Raw genomic sequence first — 18,966 nt, 5'->3', positions numbered from 1 at the left:
CGCTACGAAGCAACGGTCACCATCGCCGCGATCAACGAATGGCTACCCCGATGAACTTCCCAAACAGACCCTAGGGCGCGCGTCCCTCCACCGGTCGTTGGGCGCGGCGAACTCGCTTCTGACGGTCGGCCATTCGTTGATGTTGGTGTACTCTCATTTTGAGGTAACTCCTATTAGAAGGAGACTGTCGGATGGACGGATCCACGCCGCGGCGGTGGTGGGCGCTGGGGGCGGTAAACCTCAGCGTGCTCGCCGTCAGCCTGGACGGGACGGTGTTGTCGGTGGCCCAGCCGACGCTGTCGAGTGCCCTCGACGCGTCGCAGTCAGATCTCGTCTGGTTCTCATCTGGCTACCTGCTGGTGCTGGCGGCGACGGTGCTGCCGGTCGGGCTGATCGGGGACCGCTACGGGCGTCGCGCCGTGCTGTTGTCGTCCCTGGTCCTGTTCGGCCTCGGCTCGGCGCTGTGCGCCTACGCCGGATCGGTGGCGATGTTCCTGGGTGGTCGGCTGCTGCAGGGCCTCGCCGGCGCCGGTATCACGGTGATGGCGCTGTCGGCGCTGGTTGTCCTGTTCGACGAGGAGGAACGACCCAAAGCCGTCGGGATCTACCAGGCGGCGTCCTTCATCGCGCTGCCCCTCGGCCCGATCCTTGGCGGCTGGATGCTGTCCCGGTTCTGGTGGGGCTGGGTCTTCCTGATCAACGTGCCGATCGTCGTGGTCGCGCTGGTCATCGGGTTCCTGCTGATCCCGGAGTCTCGCTCGACGCAGCGTCCGGGCCTGGACCCGGTCGGCACGGCGGCCTCCGCCCTCGGCCTAGCGGTCATGACCTACGGGCTGGTCCGCGCCGGCGACCACGGCTGGGGCAGCCCGGACGCACTGATGGCGACCGCGGCCGGCGTGCTCGTGCTGGCCGGGTTCGTCTGGTGGGAGCACCGGCTCGGCGCGTGCCCCGGAGGCCAGCCGCTGGTCGATCCCCGGCTGCTTCGGCCGAGCCGGTTCCTGTGGGGCTCGGTGCTGGCGGCGCTCGCGGGCCTGGTGATGATCGGTGTGCTGTTCACGTTGCCGCAGTACTTCCAGGGCGTCCAGGGAACCGGCACGCTCGGCAGCGGCCTGCGTCTTCTTCCCCTGATCGCGGGGATGGTCGTCGGTGCGGGCCTGGCCAGCCGTCTGGCGGTCGGGATCGGCCTGCGCCTGACGATCATGCTGGGGTTTCTCGTCCTCGCCGCCGGCCTGGCGGCGGGCGCAGCCACCTCTCCCGGCTCGGCGATCGGTTTCACCGCCACGTGGACGGCGCTCGTCGGCGCGGGCAGCGGCCTGGCGCTCTCTGCGGCGACGGCCGCGGCGCTGGCCGGGCTCTCGGCCGACCGCAGCGGCACCGAGTCCGCCCTGGTACAGGCGTTCAACAAGACGGGCGCACCGCTCGGAACGGCGATTACCGGCAGCGTGCTGGTCGCCGCGTACCACTCCCACTTGGGCAGCGACCACCTGCCGGCCGCGGTCGCCGCGCAGGCGCGTACGAGCCTCTACGAGGGAACGACCGCTGCGCGCGACGCCGGTCTGCCGGGACTGGTACACACAATTCAGTCGGCGTTCGTCGACGGGATGAGCGTCGCATTCCTGACGGGGGTCGCGATCGCGCTGGCCGGTGCCGTTGTGGCGCTGGTCGCCCTGCGCGAGCGGGGTTCCCGTGCCTCGGACGAGCGGCCGCTTGCCGAGGAAGGGATTGTGGATGCCGTCGCACACTGACCGGATTACGCCTGGACTGCGGGAACGCAAGAAGGCACGCACGCGTGCCGCCATCCGGACCCACGCCCTGCGGCTGTTCCGTGAGCAGGGGTACCAGGCCACTACCGTCGAGCAGATCATCGCGGTGGCCGAGGTCTCGGAAACAACCTTCTTCCGTTACTTTCCTTCGAAGGAGCAGGTCATCTTGCAGGACGACCTCGACCCCGCGATCATCGCGGCGTTCCACCAGCAGCCCACGGACGTCCCGCCGATCCCGGCGATCCGGGCCGCGATCCGGGCGCAGTTCGGCGCGCTGACCCCGGAGCAGGCCGTGGCGATCCGCGAGCGCACCGCGCTCATCGTCGCCGAGCCCGCGCTGCGTGCCGCGATGCTTGACCAGATCTCGCAGACGATGCTGCTGCTGGCCGACGCGATCGCGGAACGGTCCGAACGTCCGAAGGACGACCTAGCGGTCCGGACGGTGGCCGGCAGCGCGATCGGGGCGCTGCTGGCGACACTGCCCGCCCTGGCCGAGGATCCCCAGGCGGACCTGCCCGCGCTCATCGATCGGGCCCTCGGCTACTTGGAGGACGGACTACGGGTGTGACGGACCGAGCGGCCCGGGACCCCGGCCGCTCGCTCAGCCGCTACCGAGCAGACAGGCGCGAAGGTCGCTACGCTGCTTAATGCCCAACTTCCGGTAGATCCGGGTCAGATGCTGCTCGACGGTGCTGATCGTGATGTACAGATCACTCGCCGTCTCGCTGTTCGTGCGTCCGCGCCCCACGAGCAGCGCGACTCGGCGCTCGGCTGCGGTCAGCTCAGCGATGGCACCGGAGCCGTCTCGTGGTGCCCTGCAGGGTCTGACGGCGCCGTCCACTCCAGCCGTGCTGACAGGTCTGGTCGTGCCGGCGTCGTCGCCGGCCGGCGGCAGCCCGCTGCCGGTGCCTGCCGCAGGGCGCCCGGCCTCACCGAGCAGGCCGCGAATCCTGCCCATCTCGACCTGGTCGGCTGTCTCGGGCATGACGGCCAAGGCCTCCCGCAGCAGGACCGGGCGGTAGGCGGGCTCCATCGTCTCGGCGAGCACGCGCAGCGTCATCGCCCTCGTGCAGCCCTGCAGCGGATGGAGGCCGGCGAGCTGGTCGCTGGCCAGGTCCCGAGCCTCCTCCCGCCGGTGCAGTGCGAGCAGCGCCTGCGCCCGGTCGGTGCGCCACGGGATGAAGGAGGCCGAGACAAGCCCCCAGGCCAGCATGCGTTGGCCGCAGACGTCGAAGTCCCGCAGCGCCAGTTCGGGCTGCTGATTCGCGAGGTGGTAGTGGCCTCGGGCATGCAGGAGGTGGAGGCTGTCCCGGCCGTCGCGCAGCGCGTCGGCCGTCAGCTGCGGCAGCAACTGGCGCGCACCGGTGAGGTCCCCCAACCTGACCAGCGCCAGCACGAGCAGAGCCAGCGGCTGACCCGACGCCCTCAACCCGGCGAGCTCCGGCCTGCAGGTCAGAGCCGTGCGCGCGTACTCGGCCGCCCCGGCCAGCTCGCCCCGGCCAAGCGCCAGCTCGGCCATGATCGTGGCGAGCAGGCGGCGCCAGCTCGGTCTGCTCCGGTGGTTCACCGCGCTGAACAACGCCTCGCCCCAGTCGGAGGCCATGCCGTACTGGTCGGCGTAGACGAGCGCCCGCAGCGTGATGCCCAGCGGCCACAGTGTCCTCTCACTGAGTGGCAGGCGGCGCAGCCGGTCCTCGGCGAGATCCAGGGCAGCCTCGGCCAGATCGCCCCGCAGCACGCACCCGAGCAGGTGGACGGAACTGGCCAGCTCACCGACGGGCGGGCTGCTTTCGGATGACCCGTCTACCGCCCGCGGCGCGGCGGCGGGCAGGTACGCGGCCAACGGGGGGTACGTGTACCCCAGCCAGGCTCTGAAGGTGGCCCAGTCGGCGCTGTCCGCGTGCTCGGTGTCGAACCCCGACTCGCTGATCCAGCGTAGCGCCTCGCTGGCCTGCTCCACCAGCCCCTCGCTGAGTAGACACCAGATCATTCGCGCCGCCTGCTGTGACGGGACAGTGCCGAGGCCCGCGCGGGAGCCGAGTTGACGAGCCACCGCCGCCGGGTTAGACGACAACTCCGAGCGGGCCAGCATCAGGCTCACGGCGGTCTGGTCCCGCTCGCTCGCGGCCTCCCGCTGGGCCAGCCGGATGTACGGGGTGGCGCGGTGGACCCGCTGCTCACGAAGGTGCTGCTCGGCCGCCTCGATGAGCAGCGGGACGGCCCACGGGTCCGCGGCACGGTCGGCGGCGAGTAGATGGGGGCCGACCTCCGATGCCTGCGCACCGTCCTGGAAGAGCAACCGTGCCGCCTCGGTGTGCAACTGCGCGCGCCGCGCGGGCGCCAGGTAGTCGTCGTACACGGCCGCCCGCGCCTCGCAATGCCGGTACCCTTGTCGCCCGAGCAGCCCGCTGCGCCGCAGGATGTGCCCGCAGCGGCGTATCAACGCGTTGTCGAGGTGCAGCAGCCTGTGGCCCGCGACCTCGTCCGGATCGGATTCCTTCTCGAACGCCGCTGGGCCCCGTACAGCAAATGGCTGACCACCGCGTTCGCCCAGTTGACCCTCGCGGACCAGGTAGGTGAGCACCTGCACCACGCGCTCAGCGCGACGCGGTGGCGGGAACGCGAAGCGGCATTGTGCGCCGCGGCCAGTCACCTCGCCGCCGCCACGAACAGGCTCGGTCTGGCCGAACCCGTCGACCCCGCGCCGCGCCGCTTTCATTCCCGAGACATCCAGGTGCTCAGCGCGCAGCGCCTCACCCGCGCCCTGACCGACGCGATCAGCGATCCGCAGCTGCGAACCCTCCTCACCCGGCTCGGACACCGACCCAACGGACCGCTCGGGCATCTGCCCGGCGCGATCGACCAGGCCATCGACAGCGTCGAGATCCTCACCCGACCAAGCCGCCGCCGCGACTATGCCCCCGTGCTTGGACTCCGGGCGTGAATCTCGCGGCAGGCTGCCCGTGGGGTGGATCGAGCAACTCGGCGGTGCCGGCGACTGGGACGCATGACCAGATGCACCTCGTGCGTCGGACTGCTTCGCGACGCTTCGGGTCGCGGTTGGGTGGTGGTTCGCGCTGCATGCAGGACGCTGGCCGGCGGGCGTTACGCGTGAGGGGGTGCCTGAGTCGTGCGGTCGTGGCTGTCTGGAGGCGATAATGGCCCGGTGACCGTGGACCTTCGTGACAGCCGGATCGCCGAGGTGTGCCGGCGCTACGGCGTCGCCGAGCTGTCCGTCTTCGGCTCGGTGGCTCGCGGCGACGACACCGATACCTCGGACGTCGACCTGCTGTACGTGCTGGCGCCCGACTCGACGCTTGGCTTCGAGATCGTCGATCTCCGAGATGATCTCGAAAAGATCGTCGGTCGTCATGTCGACCTGGTTCCCAAGTCTCGGCTGAAATGGGTCATCCGCGATCGGGTGCTCGCGGAGGCCAGGGTCCTCTATGCGGCGTGATGAGCTCTACCTCGTCGATATGATCGAAGCGGCGGTCGCCGCGACGGCGTTCGTCCGGGACGTCGACGAGACCGCGTTCCTGGCGAGCGACCTGATCCAAAGCGCCGTCCTGCAGAAGCTCCTGGTGATCGGCGAGGCGGCCGGACGAGTGTCGCCCGAGATCCGCGCGCGCTGGCCGGGTGTGCCGTGGAGGTCTGTCACGGGCTTCCGCAACATCGCCATTCACACATACTTCGAGGTCGACTGGTCGATTGTGTGGCGAATCGCCACGACCGCGCTGCCCGAGCTCCAGCAGCAACTGACAATCCTCCTCAAGGCAGAGTTCCCGCTCGTCGCCAGCCAACTCGGCCAGCCGCACTGACCACGGGTACCTCGCCCCGGGCACGGACGTATTGGCCGCCACCCCCCTCCTCGGCGCGCTGCGGCGCCCGAGCACATCCCGAGGCGGAACAGGAACGTCGAAACGATCACCATGTTCAACGATCACGGTCATCAGGCGGCCCGGGAAGTGCCCGGAACCGCCAGGTGTTCGGAACGCTTGTTCTACTCGGTAGGCGATGTTCCGGTCGGCACGATCACCGAGCATCGTCCCTGTTCGGGGCACGTGTGGCGACCGGCCGGATGATGATTTCAGGGCCGGCAACCAAGATCGATCGGTTCGGATGCTGGTACACACAGTCCACCAGCCGACCCTTGGGTGGGTGGCACATGCCCCCCGACCTGGACGTTTGATGATATTCATGTCAAGATTTGCGATCTTATTTAACTGATCGTTACATTGAAGGTGCCCTGACCTGCGGGTTCGCCTCTAGCCCAGGCGCTCGCCGCGGCGGGGTCCACCCCAGTCAGGGCCAGCCGGAAATGCTGCCCTCCCCGGCCCTTGTCGATCGTCACGTCGGAAAGCGGTCGTCGATCAGGAAGCTGTCTCGGTACTCGGAGACGCAGGCCGGGGCGTACGACAAGGGCCGCGAGAACCCCCTAGCCTCGATCTTTCGCGCCTTGGGCGTGGGTGGTGGCGGGCTGTCCTCCCAGCCTTGTTGATGTTGATTTGTGTGGCTCGGCCGGGTTCGGGGGTGGCCGGGCGTTCCGCTGTCGCGCGGGGTGGGCGTCTGGTCCACGGCAGGGCTGGTCTTTCGGGTTGGTGGGCGGGGAGGTCGGTGGCGCCGGTTATCCGGGGCTCGGTAGCGCGCGTAGCCGGTTGATCGCCTCGACTGCCAGTGGTGTCCAGGGGTGGTGGCTGGGCAGGTGGAGCACCACTCGGCGGGCGTGGCGGGCGAGCCGGCCGGCGAGGCGGAAGAGTCGGTGGCGGAGCCGTTTCGGTTCCCAGTGGCGGGCGTCGTGGCCGGTCAGCGCGAGCATCTGGGTCCAGGCGATCAGCGCGCAGGCGAGTGTGATGATCGCGCACCAGATCTGGTTCTGCGCGAAGTCGTGCAGGGGCAGGTTCGTCAGGCCGGTGTCTTTCGCGTCGCGGATGCGGTCCTCGCAGCGGGCGCGACGGCGGTGACGTAGCTCGAGGTCGGCGAGTTGGCCGCGGCGGCTGTTCGTGGCGAACGCGGTGACCCGGTTGCCGTCGACGTCGGTGATTCGTAGCTGGGCGCCGGGGTGCGGGCGTTCCTTGCGCAGGATCACCCGCATCCCCGGCGGCCAGCTGGTCAGGTCCATCAGCCCGGTCAGCTCGGCGACCCAGGCCCCGGGGCGGGGCACGCCGTTGGCGTCGTAGGCCGGGGTCCAGGCCGTCTTCGGCAGTTTGGCGATCAGCTCGGCGGTGTCGTCGGTGAGGGTGAACCCGACCGAGTAGGCGAGGCGGCGGCCGTGCAGCCAGGCCACGAACTCGTGGGTGCCCCCGCCGCCGTCTGTGCGCACCAGGACCGAGCGTGACCGGCGCAGCCGCCGTGGCAGCTGCCTCAGCGCGTCCTTGGTCACGGTGATGTGATCGGCCGCGGTGTTCGATCCGGCGTTCCCGCGGCGCAGCAATACCGCCGCGGGTTCGCCGGTGCCGTCGGCGCCGTGGTCGACGAACGCCCACAGTGGGTGAAACCCGAAGCCCCGTTTGAATGTCGGCGCTGCCCGTTCCTTCTCGGAATGCGCGGTCACGAGGGTGGCATCCACGTCCACGACCAGCGGGTCAGCGATGCTCGCCTGCCGGCCCGGGGCATGCCGGCCGGCCAGCACCCAGACCCGCTCCCGTGCGACGGCCAACGCCGAGAAGATCGCCTTCAGTGTTCTGTCCGCGTCGGCGGCGAGCCGGTCAACGGTCCGCGACACTGTCGGATCCGACGCGACCAGGCCGAACAACTCCGGCTCGACGCGCAGCAGCGCGACATCGGCCAGACAGTCCCCGCCGAGTGCGACGCTGACCGCCAGATCGACCAGCACCTTCGCCGGATCGTGGATCGCCGTCGGCGACCGCCACGGCGCCAACGCCTCCGACAACACCACGCCCAGCCCGCAGACCCGGACCGTCTCGGTCAGCAGCAACCCGCCGGCCTGCGACACCACGCCCATACCCGCAGCGTCGATACGGACAGACGGATAGACACCGGTAGGGTTCACCCTGAAGGTGCTCCTTGGTTCGGGATGATCAGGCCCTCGACAAGCCCAATCCTCCCAGCTCAGGGGCACTTTCCCATTTCCGGCAGCCCAACAGACGATCACCCGCGCGAAAGCCCGAGGCTAAGGACGCCGTGCGGTGCCGCGACGTCCGCACCCACAGTGAGCCCACCGTCGTCCCGCTCGCGGACGTCGAGCAGGAACCGCTGGTCACCTGCCGGTCGGGGCCGCGGACGGCTGTACGATCCGGACCGTGATCAGGACGGGCGAGCAGGGGACGCGGGTGAGCGGTCCCCGGGTGTTGGTGGCGGGGGCGAGCATCGCGGGACCCGCGCTGGCCCATTGGCTGCGCCGACGGGGGGCCGCGGTGACCGTGGTGGAGCGGGCTCCCGAGCTGCGTCCCGGTGGGCAGGCGGTGGACGCGCGCGGGGTGGCCAAGGAGGTCATCAGGTGGATGGGGCTGGACGCGGCGGTGCGCGCGGCGTGCACCGACACCGCCGGCGCGTACACCGTGGACGCGGAGGGGCAGGTGCTGGAGACCTTCGCTGTAGACGACGACGGTGGCGACGGGTTCATCGCGGACATCGAGATTCTGCGCGGGGATCTGTCTCAGGTGCTCTACGACGACACCCGCGACGGGGTCGAGTACATCTTCGGCGATAGGATCGCCGGACTCGCCCAGGACGCGGACGGGGTCGACGTGGCCTTCGCGGGCGGCAGTCGGCGGCGCTTCGACCTGGTGGTCGGGGCTGATGGGCTGCACTCGGCGCTGCGGGCGATGGTCTTCGGGCCGCATGAGCGGTTTCTCCACCACCTCGGGCATGTGCTGGCCTTCTACAGCGTGCCCAATGAGTTCGGGCTGGACCGCTGGCTGCTCGAGTACCAGGATCAGCAGTCAGGGCGCTCGGCCGTCCTGCGGCCCATCCAGGACGCCACCCGGGCGATGGCGATGTTCTCCTTCGCCTCGGCCGACTTCGACGTCGACTACCGTGACGTCGCGGCCCAGAAGGTCCTGCTGCGTGCGCGGATGGCCGGCCTGGGCTGGTTGACCCCGGACATCCTCGCGCACCTGGACGACACCCCGGACTTCTACCTCGACCAGGTCGCCCAGGTGGTGATGGACCGCTGGTCGAGTGGACGGGTGGGGCTGCTCGGGGACGCGGCGTTCAGCTCGTCGCCGATGTCCGGGCAGGGCACCGGGCTGGCCCTGGTCGGCGCCTATCTACTGGCCGGTGAACTGGCCGCCGCCGGATGGGACCCCGATGCCGGCTTCGCCAGCTATGAGGCGCGGATGCGCTCGTTCGTCGAGGCCAACCAGGAGATTGGCCGGCTGAACGCCCGCATCCGCGCCGTCCCCGGGCCAGACGCCGAGCCGAGCCCCGATTTCGCCAGCGAATGGTTCACCGAGCTGGTCGGGCGCGCGATCAACGGCGTCGAACTGCCCGGCTACGCGGGGGTGCCGGACTCCGCAGCACTGCCCGGACCACCGAGCGCCTCCTCGGCGAAGCCGTAGGCCACGGCCTCGGGCCCAGCTAACCAGCGGTCACCGCCGAAGTCGATAGAGCGTCGCTGGCACCGAAGCCACTTTGCTCTACCCAGCCCGGTACCCCTGTGGGGTGCCAGAAGTCGGCCTGGGCCTGTGACCTGCGGGGATGTGGCCGTGCGGGGTCGGCGGCATGATGGTCGGCTATGTCCATCCGCCTGCTCTGTCTGATTTCGTTCGGGTGTGCGGCTGGCTGGTTCTCCTTGGTCGTTCGTCGGTGTCGAAGGACATCGAGCTGCTCGTGGTGCGGCACGAGGTCGCGGTGCTGCGCAGTACCCAGTCCAAGCCGCGGTGGGACTGGGCAGACCGGGCGGTCCTCGCCGCACTGATCAGGTTTCTCCCCATGACGCTGCGAGCCCACCGGATGATCACCCCTGGGACCATTCTGCGGTGGCACCGCCGTCTGATCACACGGACATGGACCCATCCGCAGCGGAGGGGACGACCTCCGGTCAGCGCGGAGATCGCCGCACTGATCGAGCGGTTCGCGACCGAGAACGCGACGTGGGGCTACCAGACGTGGGGCTACCAGCGGATCCAGGGCGAGCTCCTCAAGCTCGGCCACCGGGTGAGCGCCTCCACGATCGGGTCCTGAAGTCCCTGGGTCTTCCACCCGCGCCCAGGCGGCAGACCGACACGACGTGGCGGCAGTTCCTACGTACCCACGCCTCGACCATGCTGGCCGTCGACTTCTTCCACGTGGATTACGCGGTGACGTGGCGGCGTCTGTACTGCTTCATCGTCCTGGTCCGCGACCGCGCAGGGCAGTTCACCGCATCGTTCGACGCGGTCCTCGCCGACGCCGGTGAGGTGCCCCTTTTCTCCCGGACAGCGGTCCCTACTAGAATTAGGGGCAGCACGTGGGTGCTGTCGACCGTCCCGTCGACGATGCCGCGGGCCAGGTCGGTGAGGCGGGTGTTGGTGTTACGGGCGTGCCGGCGCAGCTGATCGAATGCCTGGGCCATGTCGAGGTTGCCGCGTTCGGCGAGGACACCCTTGGCCCGTTCGATCACGATCCGGCTGGTCAGCGCGTACTGGAGCTGTTCGGCGAGGGCCTCGTGGTGGCGGATCGCGCGCTCCTGCAGGATCGCGATCGTGGCCACGTCGGCAAGTGCCTGGCCGATGCGGGCATCTGCGCTGGTCAACGAGCCGGGGTGGGCGCCGAACAGGTTCAGCGTGCCGATCACCTCGGCCCGCAGCCGCATCGGGAACGCATGGACCGCGTGGTAGCCCACGGTCTCGGTTTCGGCCGCGAAAATCGGCCAGCGGTCCGCTGCCAGGGAGATGTCCGGGACGGTGACCGGTGTTGCGTTCTGGTAGCAGTCCAGACAGGGTCCCTGGTCGTGTTGGAGCTGGAACAGCTCGAGCAGCCGGGTCGTCTCCGAGGACGCCGCCACGACCTGCAGGGTGCCGTGCTGGTTGGCCAGCAGCAGGCCGGCGGCGGCAATATCGAGCAGGTTCACACAGTGATGCGCCAACCGGTGCAGCAGATCGGCGACGTCGTAGTCGGCGACCAGGCTGTCGGCCAGGGACACGAAGGCCTCACTCAACTGCTGTTCCTGACCCACCGCTGCCTCCGCACTCGCGTCACGGGCCCCGCGTGGGGTCTCGTTGTTCATCATCCGAGCCGGCCGCCATCAAGACGCAACCGGCGGGCGACGACCTCACCGGCGACCTCGTCCACCGTCAGCCCGACGGCGAACGCGTGCGCCCGCAGCCGCACCAGGGCCTCCTGCGCGCTCACGCCCAACCGCACCATCGCCATCCCGGTCGCCTGGTGCACCTCGGCGCGGTACACCCCCGCACCGGTCAGGCTCCCTTCACCCGGCAGATCCGCCGCGGCGGACGGTTCGCCGGCCTCGGTGTCGATGAGCGTCAGGGCCGCGACGTCCGCGACGATCAGCGCCTCTCGCAGCGTCTCTTCCGCCAGCAGCCCCGGCCGCCGGCGGAAGAGCCGAGGGCGCCCAGCCGGATCGCGCCGATCTGCAACGGAAAGGCGAAGATCGCCTGAAAGCCGGCCGCCAGCACCGCCGGCGTGAACATCTGCCAGCGCTGCCCGACCTGCCCAGTCTGCCCGGCCTGTCCGGTCAGGTCACCGACAAACACCGAGCGCCCGGACTGCACCGCGTACCGGCAAGGCCCTTCACCGAGCGTGAACTGAAGATCGTCAAGCCGGGCGCAGGCCGGGTCACTCGCGCCGGTGTAGCCCCGACCGGCGACGGAAGTCGTCACCGAGATCGCGGCTCCGTCCACCGGCAGCGCGGACACCACAGCGACGCACAGCCGATCCAGCGCCCCCGCGTCCCTCGACCGATCCGCCAGCAGGGCTCGCAGCTCGCGATGCAGCCGACCGGGCTCACTTACGCGCCCCCGGACCGCTCAGACCGCCACCCGGAACCGGCACAGCCCCGATCACCACATGCATCGCCATGGTCATCCCCTCACCAGAGCAGCGCATCAGCAAGAGGAACCCGAACCAGGCATACCCACCGGACCTGGGCGAGAACACAGCCACACCGACGTAGGCAGAACCCACGCTACACCGGCCGAGCCGGCGGGCCAGTCCGCGCCCGGCGGCGGCCTTCTCGGCATGGGCGAGGAAGCGGATCACGTCCGGCCCGAGTTCCATGGCCGACGCGACGGCTCGGCTCCCTGTGGCCGCCTCGCAGACCCGGGTCGTGGCCGCCTTCGGTGACCCCCGCCGGGGCGTTGCCTGCTGCCCACGCTGACCGGTCCGTACCGGATCCGCCTGCGGCCGGCTGGGTGCTCGATCGGTGTGACGGGCTCGCGGTAGCGCTGGCGAGCCCGGACGGGCTTGCGCGCAACAACGCGTGGGACCGGGCGGAGATCGCCGATCAGAAGTTTCAGCTCCTCCCGCACCCGTCCCCTCTTCCGACCCGCCCGTGATCAACCAGGTTGGCAAAGGCCCGGCAGACACTGCGGATCACGGGCGCGGAGTGATGTTTAACACTGATAAGTATTGTAGTTGCACCGACAACTCTTCATTCCCGCAGGTCGGCCCGGACGTGATGCCTACACAGGGCGGATCGGATCGCAATCCGAGAACGGTTGACGATCACCAAAAAGCAAAACCTCGGAGCTGCTCGTGCTACGGTCGCCGCAGGCCGATCTTCCCAGGGGACGCATGTGCGCAGAATCATTGTTCCATGAACGGACGCCTCTATACGGCGGCATGAATAAAACATAGTTGCATCGCCGGGCGGAACTACGCGCGGAAAATTTTCCGCGTTCCCTCCCCTTCCTTTCTGCCGGCCAGGCGGCTTCCTTCGCGGGAGGGTCCTGAAGCGCGGGAGGGTCCTGAAGCAAAGCCCAGTCGTGGCGCGAGACTCGCCCGCGCACGACCGAAAGCCGGGCCGAGTCCGACCGGGACGCGATCGTTCACGCACTGCATCGGTCGCGGTCGCCCAGCCCCGGGCTTCGGCCTCGAAAACCCAGAGTCGCAGCACCGAAGATTTCCGGAGGGTAATGACGTGGCGAACCGTGAAGCACGGACGATGATGCTGCGGGAGGCCGAATGGTGGCTGTTCCGTCAGGCGTTGCCCAAGTTCATCGCGAAGCAGGGGTTCCGCAGTCACACGCTGGCCCGGATGTTCCCGTTCCTACTCACCATTGCCGCATGGTCCGCGACATACGGGGGCGTGCCCTGGATCAACGCGCGCGACGCTCTGCTGGTGTCCACACCGCTGTCGGTAATCCTGTGGCTGTTCGTGACCCGCGCCAGGCGCCGCCCGCCGCCCCCCGTGCCAGCCCCGTTGGCGGTCAGCCTGGTGCTCGCATATTTCCTGGCAGCACCGCTGCTGTACGTGGCGTACGCCCTCGCCTCGCTCGAGGATTACAAATATTACGTACTCGAAAATCCCAATGCGAGTTCCGGGGATGTCGTGAGAAATCTTGCCACGAACGCGGCCGTCCTGCTCGTCATATATGCACTTACTCTCGGGGTGGCGAATATTGCCACCCGGTACGGACTGGTGGCACTGTTCATACACGCGTTCAGGCACGTTTTCAACGATCTTCGCAACAGCGTCGGCCTGCTGGGACACGCCCTGCCAGGCGTGCTGATCATCACGACGTTTCTCTTCTTCACTCCCGAGGTCTGGCAGGTGGCCAAAAATCTGAACTGGTGGCATTTGAGCCTCCTGTTCACCCTGTTCGCGGCGGTGGTCGTGCTCGCCATCCGCACCCGGTTGCGCGAGGAGCTACAGAGGCTGGAGACCGCCATATCCGCCCCAGAACTGGAGCAGGCATGCCACGGCACACCACTGGCGCCGGTCGCGGCAGAACTGGCGCCGTCGACACACCTGATCCCGCTCCGCTCGGCCGAGGAACGGAACATCCTGCTGGTGCTGACCATCCGCCAGCTGATCCGAGCCACCGTGTTCGGCGTGGGCGTGTTTCTGTTCTTCGAGATCTTCGGCCTGATCACAATCACCGACAGCATTGCCCAAAACTGGAGCGCTACGGAGGAGCAGAACCTCCCGGCCTTCATCTCGAGCCCGATGCTCAGGGTGTCAGCCCTGCTGGCCGGCTTCAGCGCTATGCACTTCGCGATCCTGTCGATTACCGACAGCGAGTCCCGGCAGCGGTACTTCGACCCCGTCCTCAAGGAGATCAAGCGAGTACTGGCCGTCCGCGCGATCTATCTGAAGCTGCGGGAGATGCCGCCCAATCCCGCACCGGACGCAACCGACGCGAGGCCCCTGGTCGGTGCCGGAACCGCAGGCGCATAAGAAAGGCGATCGCGGGCGCCGGATCGGCCCAGGGAGCATGCCCGGCGCTATCGAGCACGAGGAGGCCGATCGTCTCGCGATCTGCCCACACCTGCCGGCGGGCCGCGTCGTTCACGGAAACGTCCGGGGGACGCGTCGCCCACAGCGCGGCGGCGTGCCCGCGCGCGGCGGGACCGGGTGAGAGGTCGGGCCGCCACTGCAGCAGGCACCATTTCCGTTCCTCGCCCGGGCTACGTCGCCGCCGGGCAAACTCCGCCTATCGGGGCAGGTCGATCCCCAGCCGACGCTCGCGTTCGGCTACGTATTCAGCGCGGAATCCGTCGCCTGCGCCGACCCAGGAAACACAGGCGACCCCGGTCACTCGGTCCGAGAAACGAGCGGCATAACGCAGGGCCAGTTCCGCGCCCCAGGAATGGCCCGCCACACCCCAGCGCTCGACTCCGTAGGCCACCCGGACCTGATCGAGATCGTCCATGGCCTGCGCGATGGTGAACGGGCCGTCACTGAGCCTTTCCCGTGCGCCCAGCAGACTGGAGGTGACGCCGTGTAAACGGCTGATCTACCTTTCGTAAGCTCGTCGTCGCTTGCCGGTGGAAGTCCGGTCCGGGTAGCTGCCAGGAGGCCCGGTCTCGCAGGCAGCGTAGTCCTGCAAGACCCGTTCGATCTGCTCACCATGCGGCGCCGGGTGCTGGCCTGGTGCCCCGACGACACCTGCCGCTATGCCCTGGCCTTCGGCTTGCGGCGGGTCAGTTGGAAGAAGCATCCATCGGCCGCACCGGTGGCCGCGGCGATGACCTGGCTCGCGCCTACTTGCCGCCCGACTGAGCCGGCAGCGACGTCGGGTACGGCCGATGGGCCGAGATCGACTTGACCAACCCGGAAGCCAATTGCGAACTCGAGGTCGACGCTGGACAGTCACCAGCAGTCGACGTTGACGAGGTCGCCATCCGAGCCTGCGGCGGTACCGAGATGGTGGTCCAAGCCGACGCGTTGGAGCGGGCTGACCTGCGGTTTTGCCGGTTCACCGGAGAACCGGCGGAGCTCTTCGAGGGCTCCTTCTCATGAACAGGATCGATTCGGCGACCCCGCCTTGCAGTAGACGGGCTACCCGACTGGCAGTCCCTGCGCGCCGCTCTCATCAAGGCACGCCAAGGAATAGTTGGTCTTGTCGGTGGGCTGTGCAAGGATGTTTGGTGGGTGCTAGGAGGGGGCGGAGGATGATAGATTTCATTCCCGGTGTTGGCGCCGGGTCGCTGCTGCGGTCGGAGCTGCTTGCCGACGACCGGTCGACCCGGATCGGTGCGATTCACCAGATCGACTACGGCCAAGCGGTCGTGCTGACCCACGACCGCTGGAAATTCGATGCCGGGGGCATTCCGCAGTTCTCGTTCCTGCTGGCCACCGCGCAGGACGCCAGCGACCCTCGCATCGACGACGATGAGGTACTACTTTTGCGTGTCGCAGGTACGGCACCATTGTCGCTCGATCGTGATCTACACGCCGTGCGGGAGGAGTCCCTGCGTACTGCCCTCTCGAATAGCCAGGACCTGTCGCCATCTATAGTGCTCGACGCGGACCTTGGCCCGTTCACCAAAAACCGAGTCTCCTTCACTGGCGTGCGGTGTAAAATTCTCGGCACCTTCTACGAAGACGACGTGGACGGCCAGAAGGTGCTGGAGTTCGGCGCCGACGTGGAAAACTTCTACGCCACGTCCACCTATCGAGCCCTGAAGTCGATCGGCGACGGCCTCGCGACGATCGCCTCCTACCTCAAACCGACCGGGCGCCCAAGGCGGCTGCACCTTGTGACGATCGTGGCGTGACAGGGGTGAGCGGGTTCGGGGTGGGGTGGCGACCGGAACTGGCCGCGTTGCTCGCCAGGCGTGTCGGGCTCGGGTTTGTCGAGGTGATTGCGGAGAACATCGGGCTCGACGGGAACGCCATGTCGGCACAGGGACCGGGGCCGGTCGAGGTGGGTGTGCCGGTGGTGGTGCACGGAATCGGACTGTCGCTGGGAGGCGCCGGGCGGCCCGACCCGGCCAGGCTGCGTCGGCTGGCGGATATCGCTGGAGTTGTGGACGCGCCGCTGGTCAGCGAGCATGTCGCGTTCGTACGTGCGGGTGGGTATGAGGCGGGCCATCTGCTGCCGGTTCCTTATACCCGGGATGCGCTGGATGTGCTGGTGGCCAACGTCGGGATCGCGTGTGCCGAGCTTCCGGTTCCACTGGCGTTGGAGAACCCGGCCGCGTTGCTGCGCTGGCCGGACGACGAACTGGCCCCCGCCGACTTCCTTGCCGAGTTGACGGAGCGGACCGGGGCGCTGCTGCTTGTTGATGTCGCGAACTTCTACGGTGACGCGGTCAACCACGGCCTTGATCCGGTTGCGGCGTTCGACCGGCTGCCGTGGGAACGGGTCGCCTATCTGCACGTCGCCGGTGGAGTGATGCGCGAGGGCCGATATCACGACACCCATCTGGATCCGGTCGGGCCACGGCAGCTGGAGCTGCTGGCTGATGCGGTGGGGCGGTTTGCGCCGGGACGGGCCGCCTATCTCCTCGAACGCGATGGCTGCTATCCCCCGGCCGCCGAGTTCCACGCCGAATGTGACCGTGTCCAGGCCGCCGCGGCCGCCGCAGAAAGGCAGCTGCCATGTCAACACCGGTGAAGATCGTGCTGCTGGTCGGCTGCCTCCTGCTGCTGGCAGCGGTGTTTGTCCTGGGAAAAAGGCTTTTCAGCCGCATCTTCGTCGGCCGGTGGTCCACCAGGGGTCGCCACCGTGGTTCCTCTGGCCGCCGCCGCCGCAGCAGCAGCGGCAGCGGCAGCAGCAGCAGCGGCGGCTGTGGCGGCGGCTACAGCGGCGGGTCCGAGGGCGGTGGTCATGGTGGTCACGGTGGCGGATGCGGGGGAGGCGGCCATGGCGGCGGATGTGGGGGCGGCGGATGTGGGGGCGGATGAGGCGGCGGAGGTTCCTGACCCAGCCGGCCGCCGGGTCGGTCTGGCTGTGCCGGTGGATCTGGATGCGGTGAGGGCACGGCTGGCGGCCGGGCAGTCCGCGTTGCTCGCGGCGCTGGTCGCCGGTGGTGCCGATCCGGAGGGTTTCGACCAGGAGGCGTTGGAGGCGACCCGGCAGGCACTGCTTGACAAACGCAGGGCCGGGGTCGCCCGCCGCTGGCCGGCACTCGCGGCCGAACCGGAGTTCAACGCTCGGTTCCTGTCCTGGGCTACGGGCCGGCCTCCCGCCGGCGCCCACGCCGACGGCCTGGCTTTCGGGGACGCGCACCGCGACGAGCTGTCCGAGGACGCTCGGGTCGAGCTGCTGCGCGCCCGCTGCGCGCGGCGTCGCCTGGCAGTGCTGGCCGACCGCACCGCCCGCGGTGCACTGCTCGCGTTACGCGCCCCCGGCCTGGGAGTCGTTATTCTGCGCACCTCGCGCTGAACCCTCGTTGTGATCAGCGCGACGGGGAGGCGCGGAGGGCGTGTCCGGTCCTGCGAGGCGCCCTGGCATCGCATACCTGGGAGTATGTCACCCGGATACACTTGATCAACAAGCCTTACGGCGATCAAGGTGGAGAGTGTGGTGCGCGACCGGCTGGCGGCCGTCGTGGGCCCGACCGCGTATCCCTGGAACCTGCCGCGGCGAGGCCGGCCGCAATCGCGTGCGACAGCTCGACCTGACGGCCGGACTCGACGACGTCGACCAGATTACCGGCCAAGACCACCGGATGTCCTCGGACCTCTGTCCGTCGCCATCCCTGTCCGGCGGATCGGGATTCGCCCCTGTTCGCGCGGAGCGCGGGGACGGCTCCCCGGATGAACTGCCGTCGCGTCGGCCCGGGATCGGCCACTGAGTGCCGAAAACGGCGGCGTGATTATCCACGACTGTACATTGACGCGACTTTACCGTACAGCTTCGCACTCAATTTGACTGACCAGTCGAAGACATTTCACACCCCATCGATGGTCCTTTTTCCATGGGTGCCGGAACTCGCTAACCTGCCTTTGGCGGCGAAGGGATCGCCTTTTCTCGGATGGAGGGATCATGAAAAGATCTGTGCGGCTCCAAATTTCAGTACTTGTGGTCGCCGGTGCTACGGCGATGGCACTCGCAGGTGGTTCGGCCACAGCTGCCTACGCCTCGGACGGCTGGGGAAGCAAGGACAAGGGCTGGGACAAGGGCTGGCAGGAAGACAGATGGGACAAGGGCTGGTGGGACAAGGACGAGTGGGACAAGGGCGGGTGGAACAAGGACAGATGGGGAAAGGACAAGGATGGCTGGGGAAAGGACGGAAAGGACGGAAAGGACAAGGACGGCTGGGACTGGGACTGGTGACGGTCCGGAACGAGCAGTCCGCGGAACGCCGTCCGGTCGCCTCTGTCTGACCGGAAGGTGCTGACCTGACATCGCTGGCCAGGTATGCTCGGCCGAATTCTTCGGTGGCCGTGGCCGCAGTACCCACAGCGGTGTCGCGGGCATTCACGACGATTGCCCCCGGGGTAGTATTTCGATGCTCGGTCCCCGGGGGTAATCGGATTTCCGGCGCAACACGCAGGGCCTCCGACGTTTTCCATTCGCCACGGTGGCTGTTGCCGGTGGCGCGGATCTTGTAGCGGTGCCCGTTCACGTCCCCGATGTGGGCCAGCGTCGTGCACCAGACACACGACGGAGATCCCGCCGATCTGTTCACGCAAGAGCTGCGGCGCCGTTGTGGCGAGGGTGGGTGTCCTGCTCGCCCCCGGGGCCGCGCGCACGGCCCCGAATCGAATCTGTTCCACGGCCAAAGACCCCCTCGCCCCCTGAGGTGAACGGTGGGTCCTGCTTACAGGCCAATGGCGCTTAGTTAAGCGGTCCGGGCAAGGATGATCTTCGGTGGCTGATCATGTCGGGTGTCGGTGTCTGTTGGG

At 68.5% G+C, this 18,966-nt stretch carries 18 protein-coding genes and 1 pseudogene; 12 read left to right on the top strand and 7 right to left on the bottom strand.

Annotated features, from left to right (window positions below):
* The first annotated feature begins 191 nt into the window (after positions 1-191).
* On the top strand, positions 192-1,745 hold the full coding sequence (locus MXD61_RS07285) for an MFS transporter (protein ID WP_248812071.1): 1,554 nt from the start codon (positions 192-194) through the stop codon (positions 1,743-1,745).
* Positions 1,729-2,331: a TetR family transcriptional regulator gene (locus tag MXD61_RS07280; RefSeq protein ID WP_248812070.1), complete on the top strand. Its 603-nt coding sequence runs from the start codon at positions 1,729-1,731 to the stop codon at positions 2,329-2,331. The genes MXD61_RS07285 and MXD61_RS07280 overlap by 17 nt, the downstream gene beginning before the upstream one ends.
* A gap of 33 nt (positions 2,332-2,364) precedes the next feature.
* Here MXD61_RS07280 and MXD61_RS28385 read toward each other — a convergent pair whose 3' ends face one another.
* Complete coding sequence (locus tag MXD61_RS28385; RefSeq protein WP_248812069.1) at positions 2,365-4,122, bottom strand: LuxR family transcriptional regulator; 1,758 nt, start codon at positions 4,120-4,122, stop codon at positions 2,365-2,367.
* A 96-nt stretch (positions 4,123-4,218) separates the two neighbouring features.
* On the opposite strand from MXD61_RS28385, the gene MXD61_RS07270 reads away from it, so the two are divergent.
* The 3 genes from MXD61_RS07270 to MXD61_RS07260 all read left to right on the top strand — a co-directional run bounded on the left by MXD61_RS07270 (position 4,219) and on the right by MXD61_RS07260 (position 5,581).
* Complete coding sequence (locus MXD61_RS07270; RefSeq protein ID WP_248812068.1) at positions 4,219-4,707, top strand: DUF4037 domain-containing protein; 489 nt, start codon at positions 4,219-4,221, stop codon at positions 4,705-4,707.
* Positions 4,708-4,929: 222 nt separating this feature from the next.
* Entirely contained in the window at positions 4,930-5,220 is a 291-nt protein-coding gene (locus tag MXD61_RS07265; protein WP_308222695.1) for a nucleotidyltransferase domain-containing protein, read from the top strand.
* Positions 5,210-5,581, top strand: a complete 372-nt coding sequence (locus MXD61_RS07260) for a DUF86 domain-containing protein (RefSeq protein WP_248812066.1) — start codon at positions 5,210-5,212, stop codon at positions 5,579-5,581. Before MXD61_RS07265 ends, MXD61_RS07260 begins: the two co-directional genes overlap by 11 nt.
* Positions 5,582-6,387: 806 nt before the next feature.
* On the opposite strand, the gene MXD61_RS07255 is transcribed toward MXD61_RS07260, so the two are convergent.
* Positions 6,388-7,725, bottom strand: coding sequence for an IS1380 family transposase (locus MXD61_RS07255; RefSeq protein WP_248812065.1), 1,338 nt, complete (start codon positions 7,723-7,725; stop codon positions 6,388-6,390).
* 328 nt (positions 7,726-8,053) lie between these two features.
* On the opposite strand from MXD61_RS07255, the gene MXD61_RS07250 reads away from it, so the two are divergent.
* On the top strand, positions 8,054-9,283 hold the full coding sequence (locus MXD61_RS07250) for an FAD-dependent monooxygenase (RefSeq protein ID WP_374628557.1): 1,230 nt from the start codon (positions 8,054-8,056) through the stop codon (positions 9,281-9,283).
* Between the two features lie 176 nt (positions 9,284-9,459).
* Positions 9,460-10,120, top strand: a pseudogene (locus MXD61_RS28735) (transposase); the annotation flags it as partial.
* Here MXD61_RS28735 and MXD61_RS07240 read toward each other — a convergent pair.
* The 4 genes from MXD61_RS07240 to MXD61_RS07225 all read right to left on the bottom strand — a co-directional run bounded on the left by MXD61_RS07240 (position 10,018) and on the right by MXD61_RS07225 (position 11,942).
* Positions 10,018-10,863, bottom strand: coding sequence for a GAF and ANTAR domain-containing protein (locus tag MXD61_RS07240; RefSeq protein WP_248812062.1), 846 nt, complete (start codon positions 10,861-10,863; stop codon positions 10,018-10,020). The pseudogene MXD61_RS28735 and the gene MXD61_RS07240 overlap by 103 nt on opposite strands.
* Before the next feature lie 68 nt (positions 10,864-10,931).
* Positions 10,932-11,111, bottom strand: a complete 180-nt coding sequence (locus MXD61_RS07235; protein ID WP_248812061.1) for an ANTAR domain-containing protein — start codon at positions 11,109-11,111, stop codon at positions 10,932-10,934.
* A 101-nt stretch (positions 11,112-11,212) separates the two neighbouring features.
* Positions 11,213-11,545 (bottom strand): GAF domain-containing protein, encoded by a 333-nt coding sequence (locus MXD61_RS07230; protein WP_248812060.1) that lies wholly within the window; start codon positions 11,543-11,545, stop codon positions 11,213-11,215.
* A gap of 124 nt (positions 11,546-11,669) precedes the next feature.
* Positions 11,670-11,942 carry a hypothetical protein gene (locus tag MXD61_RS07225; protein WP_248812059.1) on the bottom strand — a complete coding sequence of 91 codons (273 nt, stop codon included), beginning with the start codon at positions 11,940-11,942 and terminating at the stop codon, positions 11,670-11,672.
* Between the two features lie 862 nt (positions 11,943-12,804).
* Between MXD61_RS07225 and MXD61_RS07220 the strand changes: the two genes are divergently transcribed.
* Positions 12,805-14,064, top strand: a complete 1,260-nt coding sequence (locus MXD61_RS07220) for a hypothetical protein (protein WP_248812058.1) — start codon at positions 12,805-12,807, stop codon at positions 14,062-14,064.
* Positions 14,065-14,320: 256 nt separating this feature from the next.
* On the opposite strand, the gene MXD61_RS07215 is transcribed toward MXD61_RS07220, so the two are convergent.
* The gene (locus MXD61_RS07215) at positions 14,321-14,551 is read right to left on the bottom strand and encodes an alpha/beta fold hydrolase (RefSeq protein ID WP_308222694.1); all 231 of its coding nucleotides are present in this window, start codon (positions 14,549-14,551) and stop codon (positions 14,321-14,323) included.
* Between the two features lie 730 nt (positions 14,552-15,281).
* On the opposite strand from MXD61_RS07215, the gene MXD61_RS07210 reads away from it, so the two are divergent.
* The 4 genes from MXD61_RS07210 to MXD61_RS07195 all read left to right on the top strand — a co-directional run bounded on the left by MXD61_RS07210 (position 15,282) and on the right by MXD61_RS07195 (position 18,394).
* Positions 15,282-15,887 (top strand): hypothetical protein, encoded by a 606-nt coding sequence (locus MXD61_RS07210; RefSeq protein ID WP_248812056.1) that lies wholly within the window; start codon positions 15,282-15,284, stop codon positions 15,885-15,887.
* Positions 15,884-16,729: a DUF692 domain-containing protein gene (locus MXD61_RS07205; protein WP_248812055.1), complete on the top strand. Its 846-nt coding sequence runs from the start codon at positions 15,884-15,886 to the stop codon at positions 16,727-16,729. The genes MXD61_RS07210 and MXD61_RS07205 overlap by 4 nt, the downstream gene beginning before the upstream one ends.
* Positions 16,730-16,942: 213 nt before the next feature.
* Positions 16,943-17,500, top strand: coding sequence for a hypothetical protein (locus MXD61_RS07200; protein ID WP_285223182.1), 558 nt, complete (start codon positions 16,943-16,945; stop codon positions 17,498-17,500).
* Positions 17,501-18,103: 603 nt separating this feature from the next.
* Positions 18,104-18,394, top strand: coding sequence for a hypothetical protein (locus MXD61_RS07195; protein ID WP_248812053.1), 291 nt, complete (start codon positions 18,104-18,106; stop codon positions 18,392-18,394).
* Positions 18,395-18,966: the final 572 nt, after the last annotated feature.

Origin of the sequence: Frankia sp. AgPm24 (genome assembly GCF_023243055.1) — a bacterium.
Classification (GTDB): Bacteria; Actinomycetota; Actinomycetes; order Frankiales; family Frankiaceae; genus Frankia; species Frankia umida.
The sequence above is the reverse complement of the archived record's forward strand: the minus strand, read 5'-3'. Positions and strand labels throughout refer to the sequence as shown.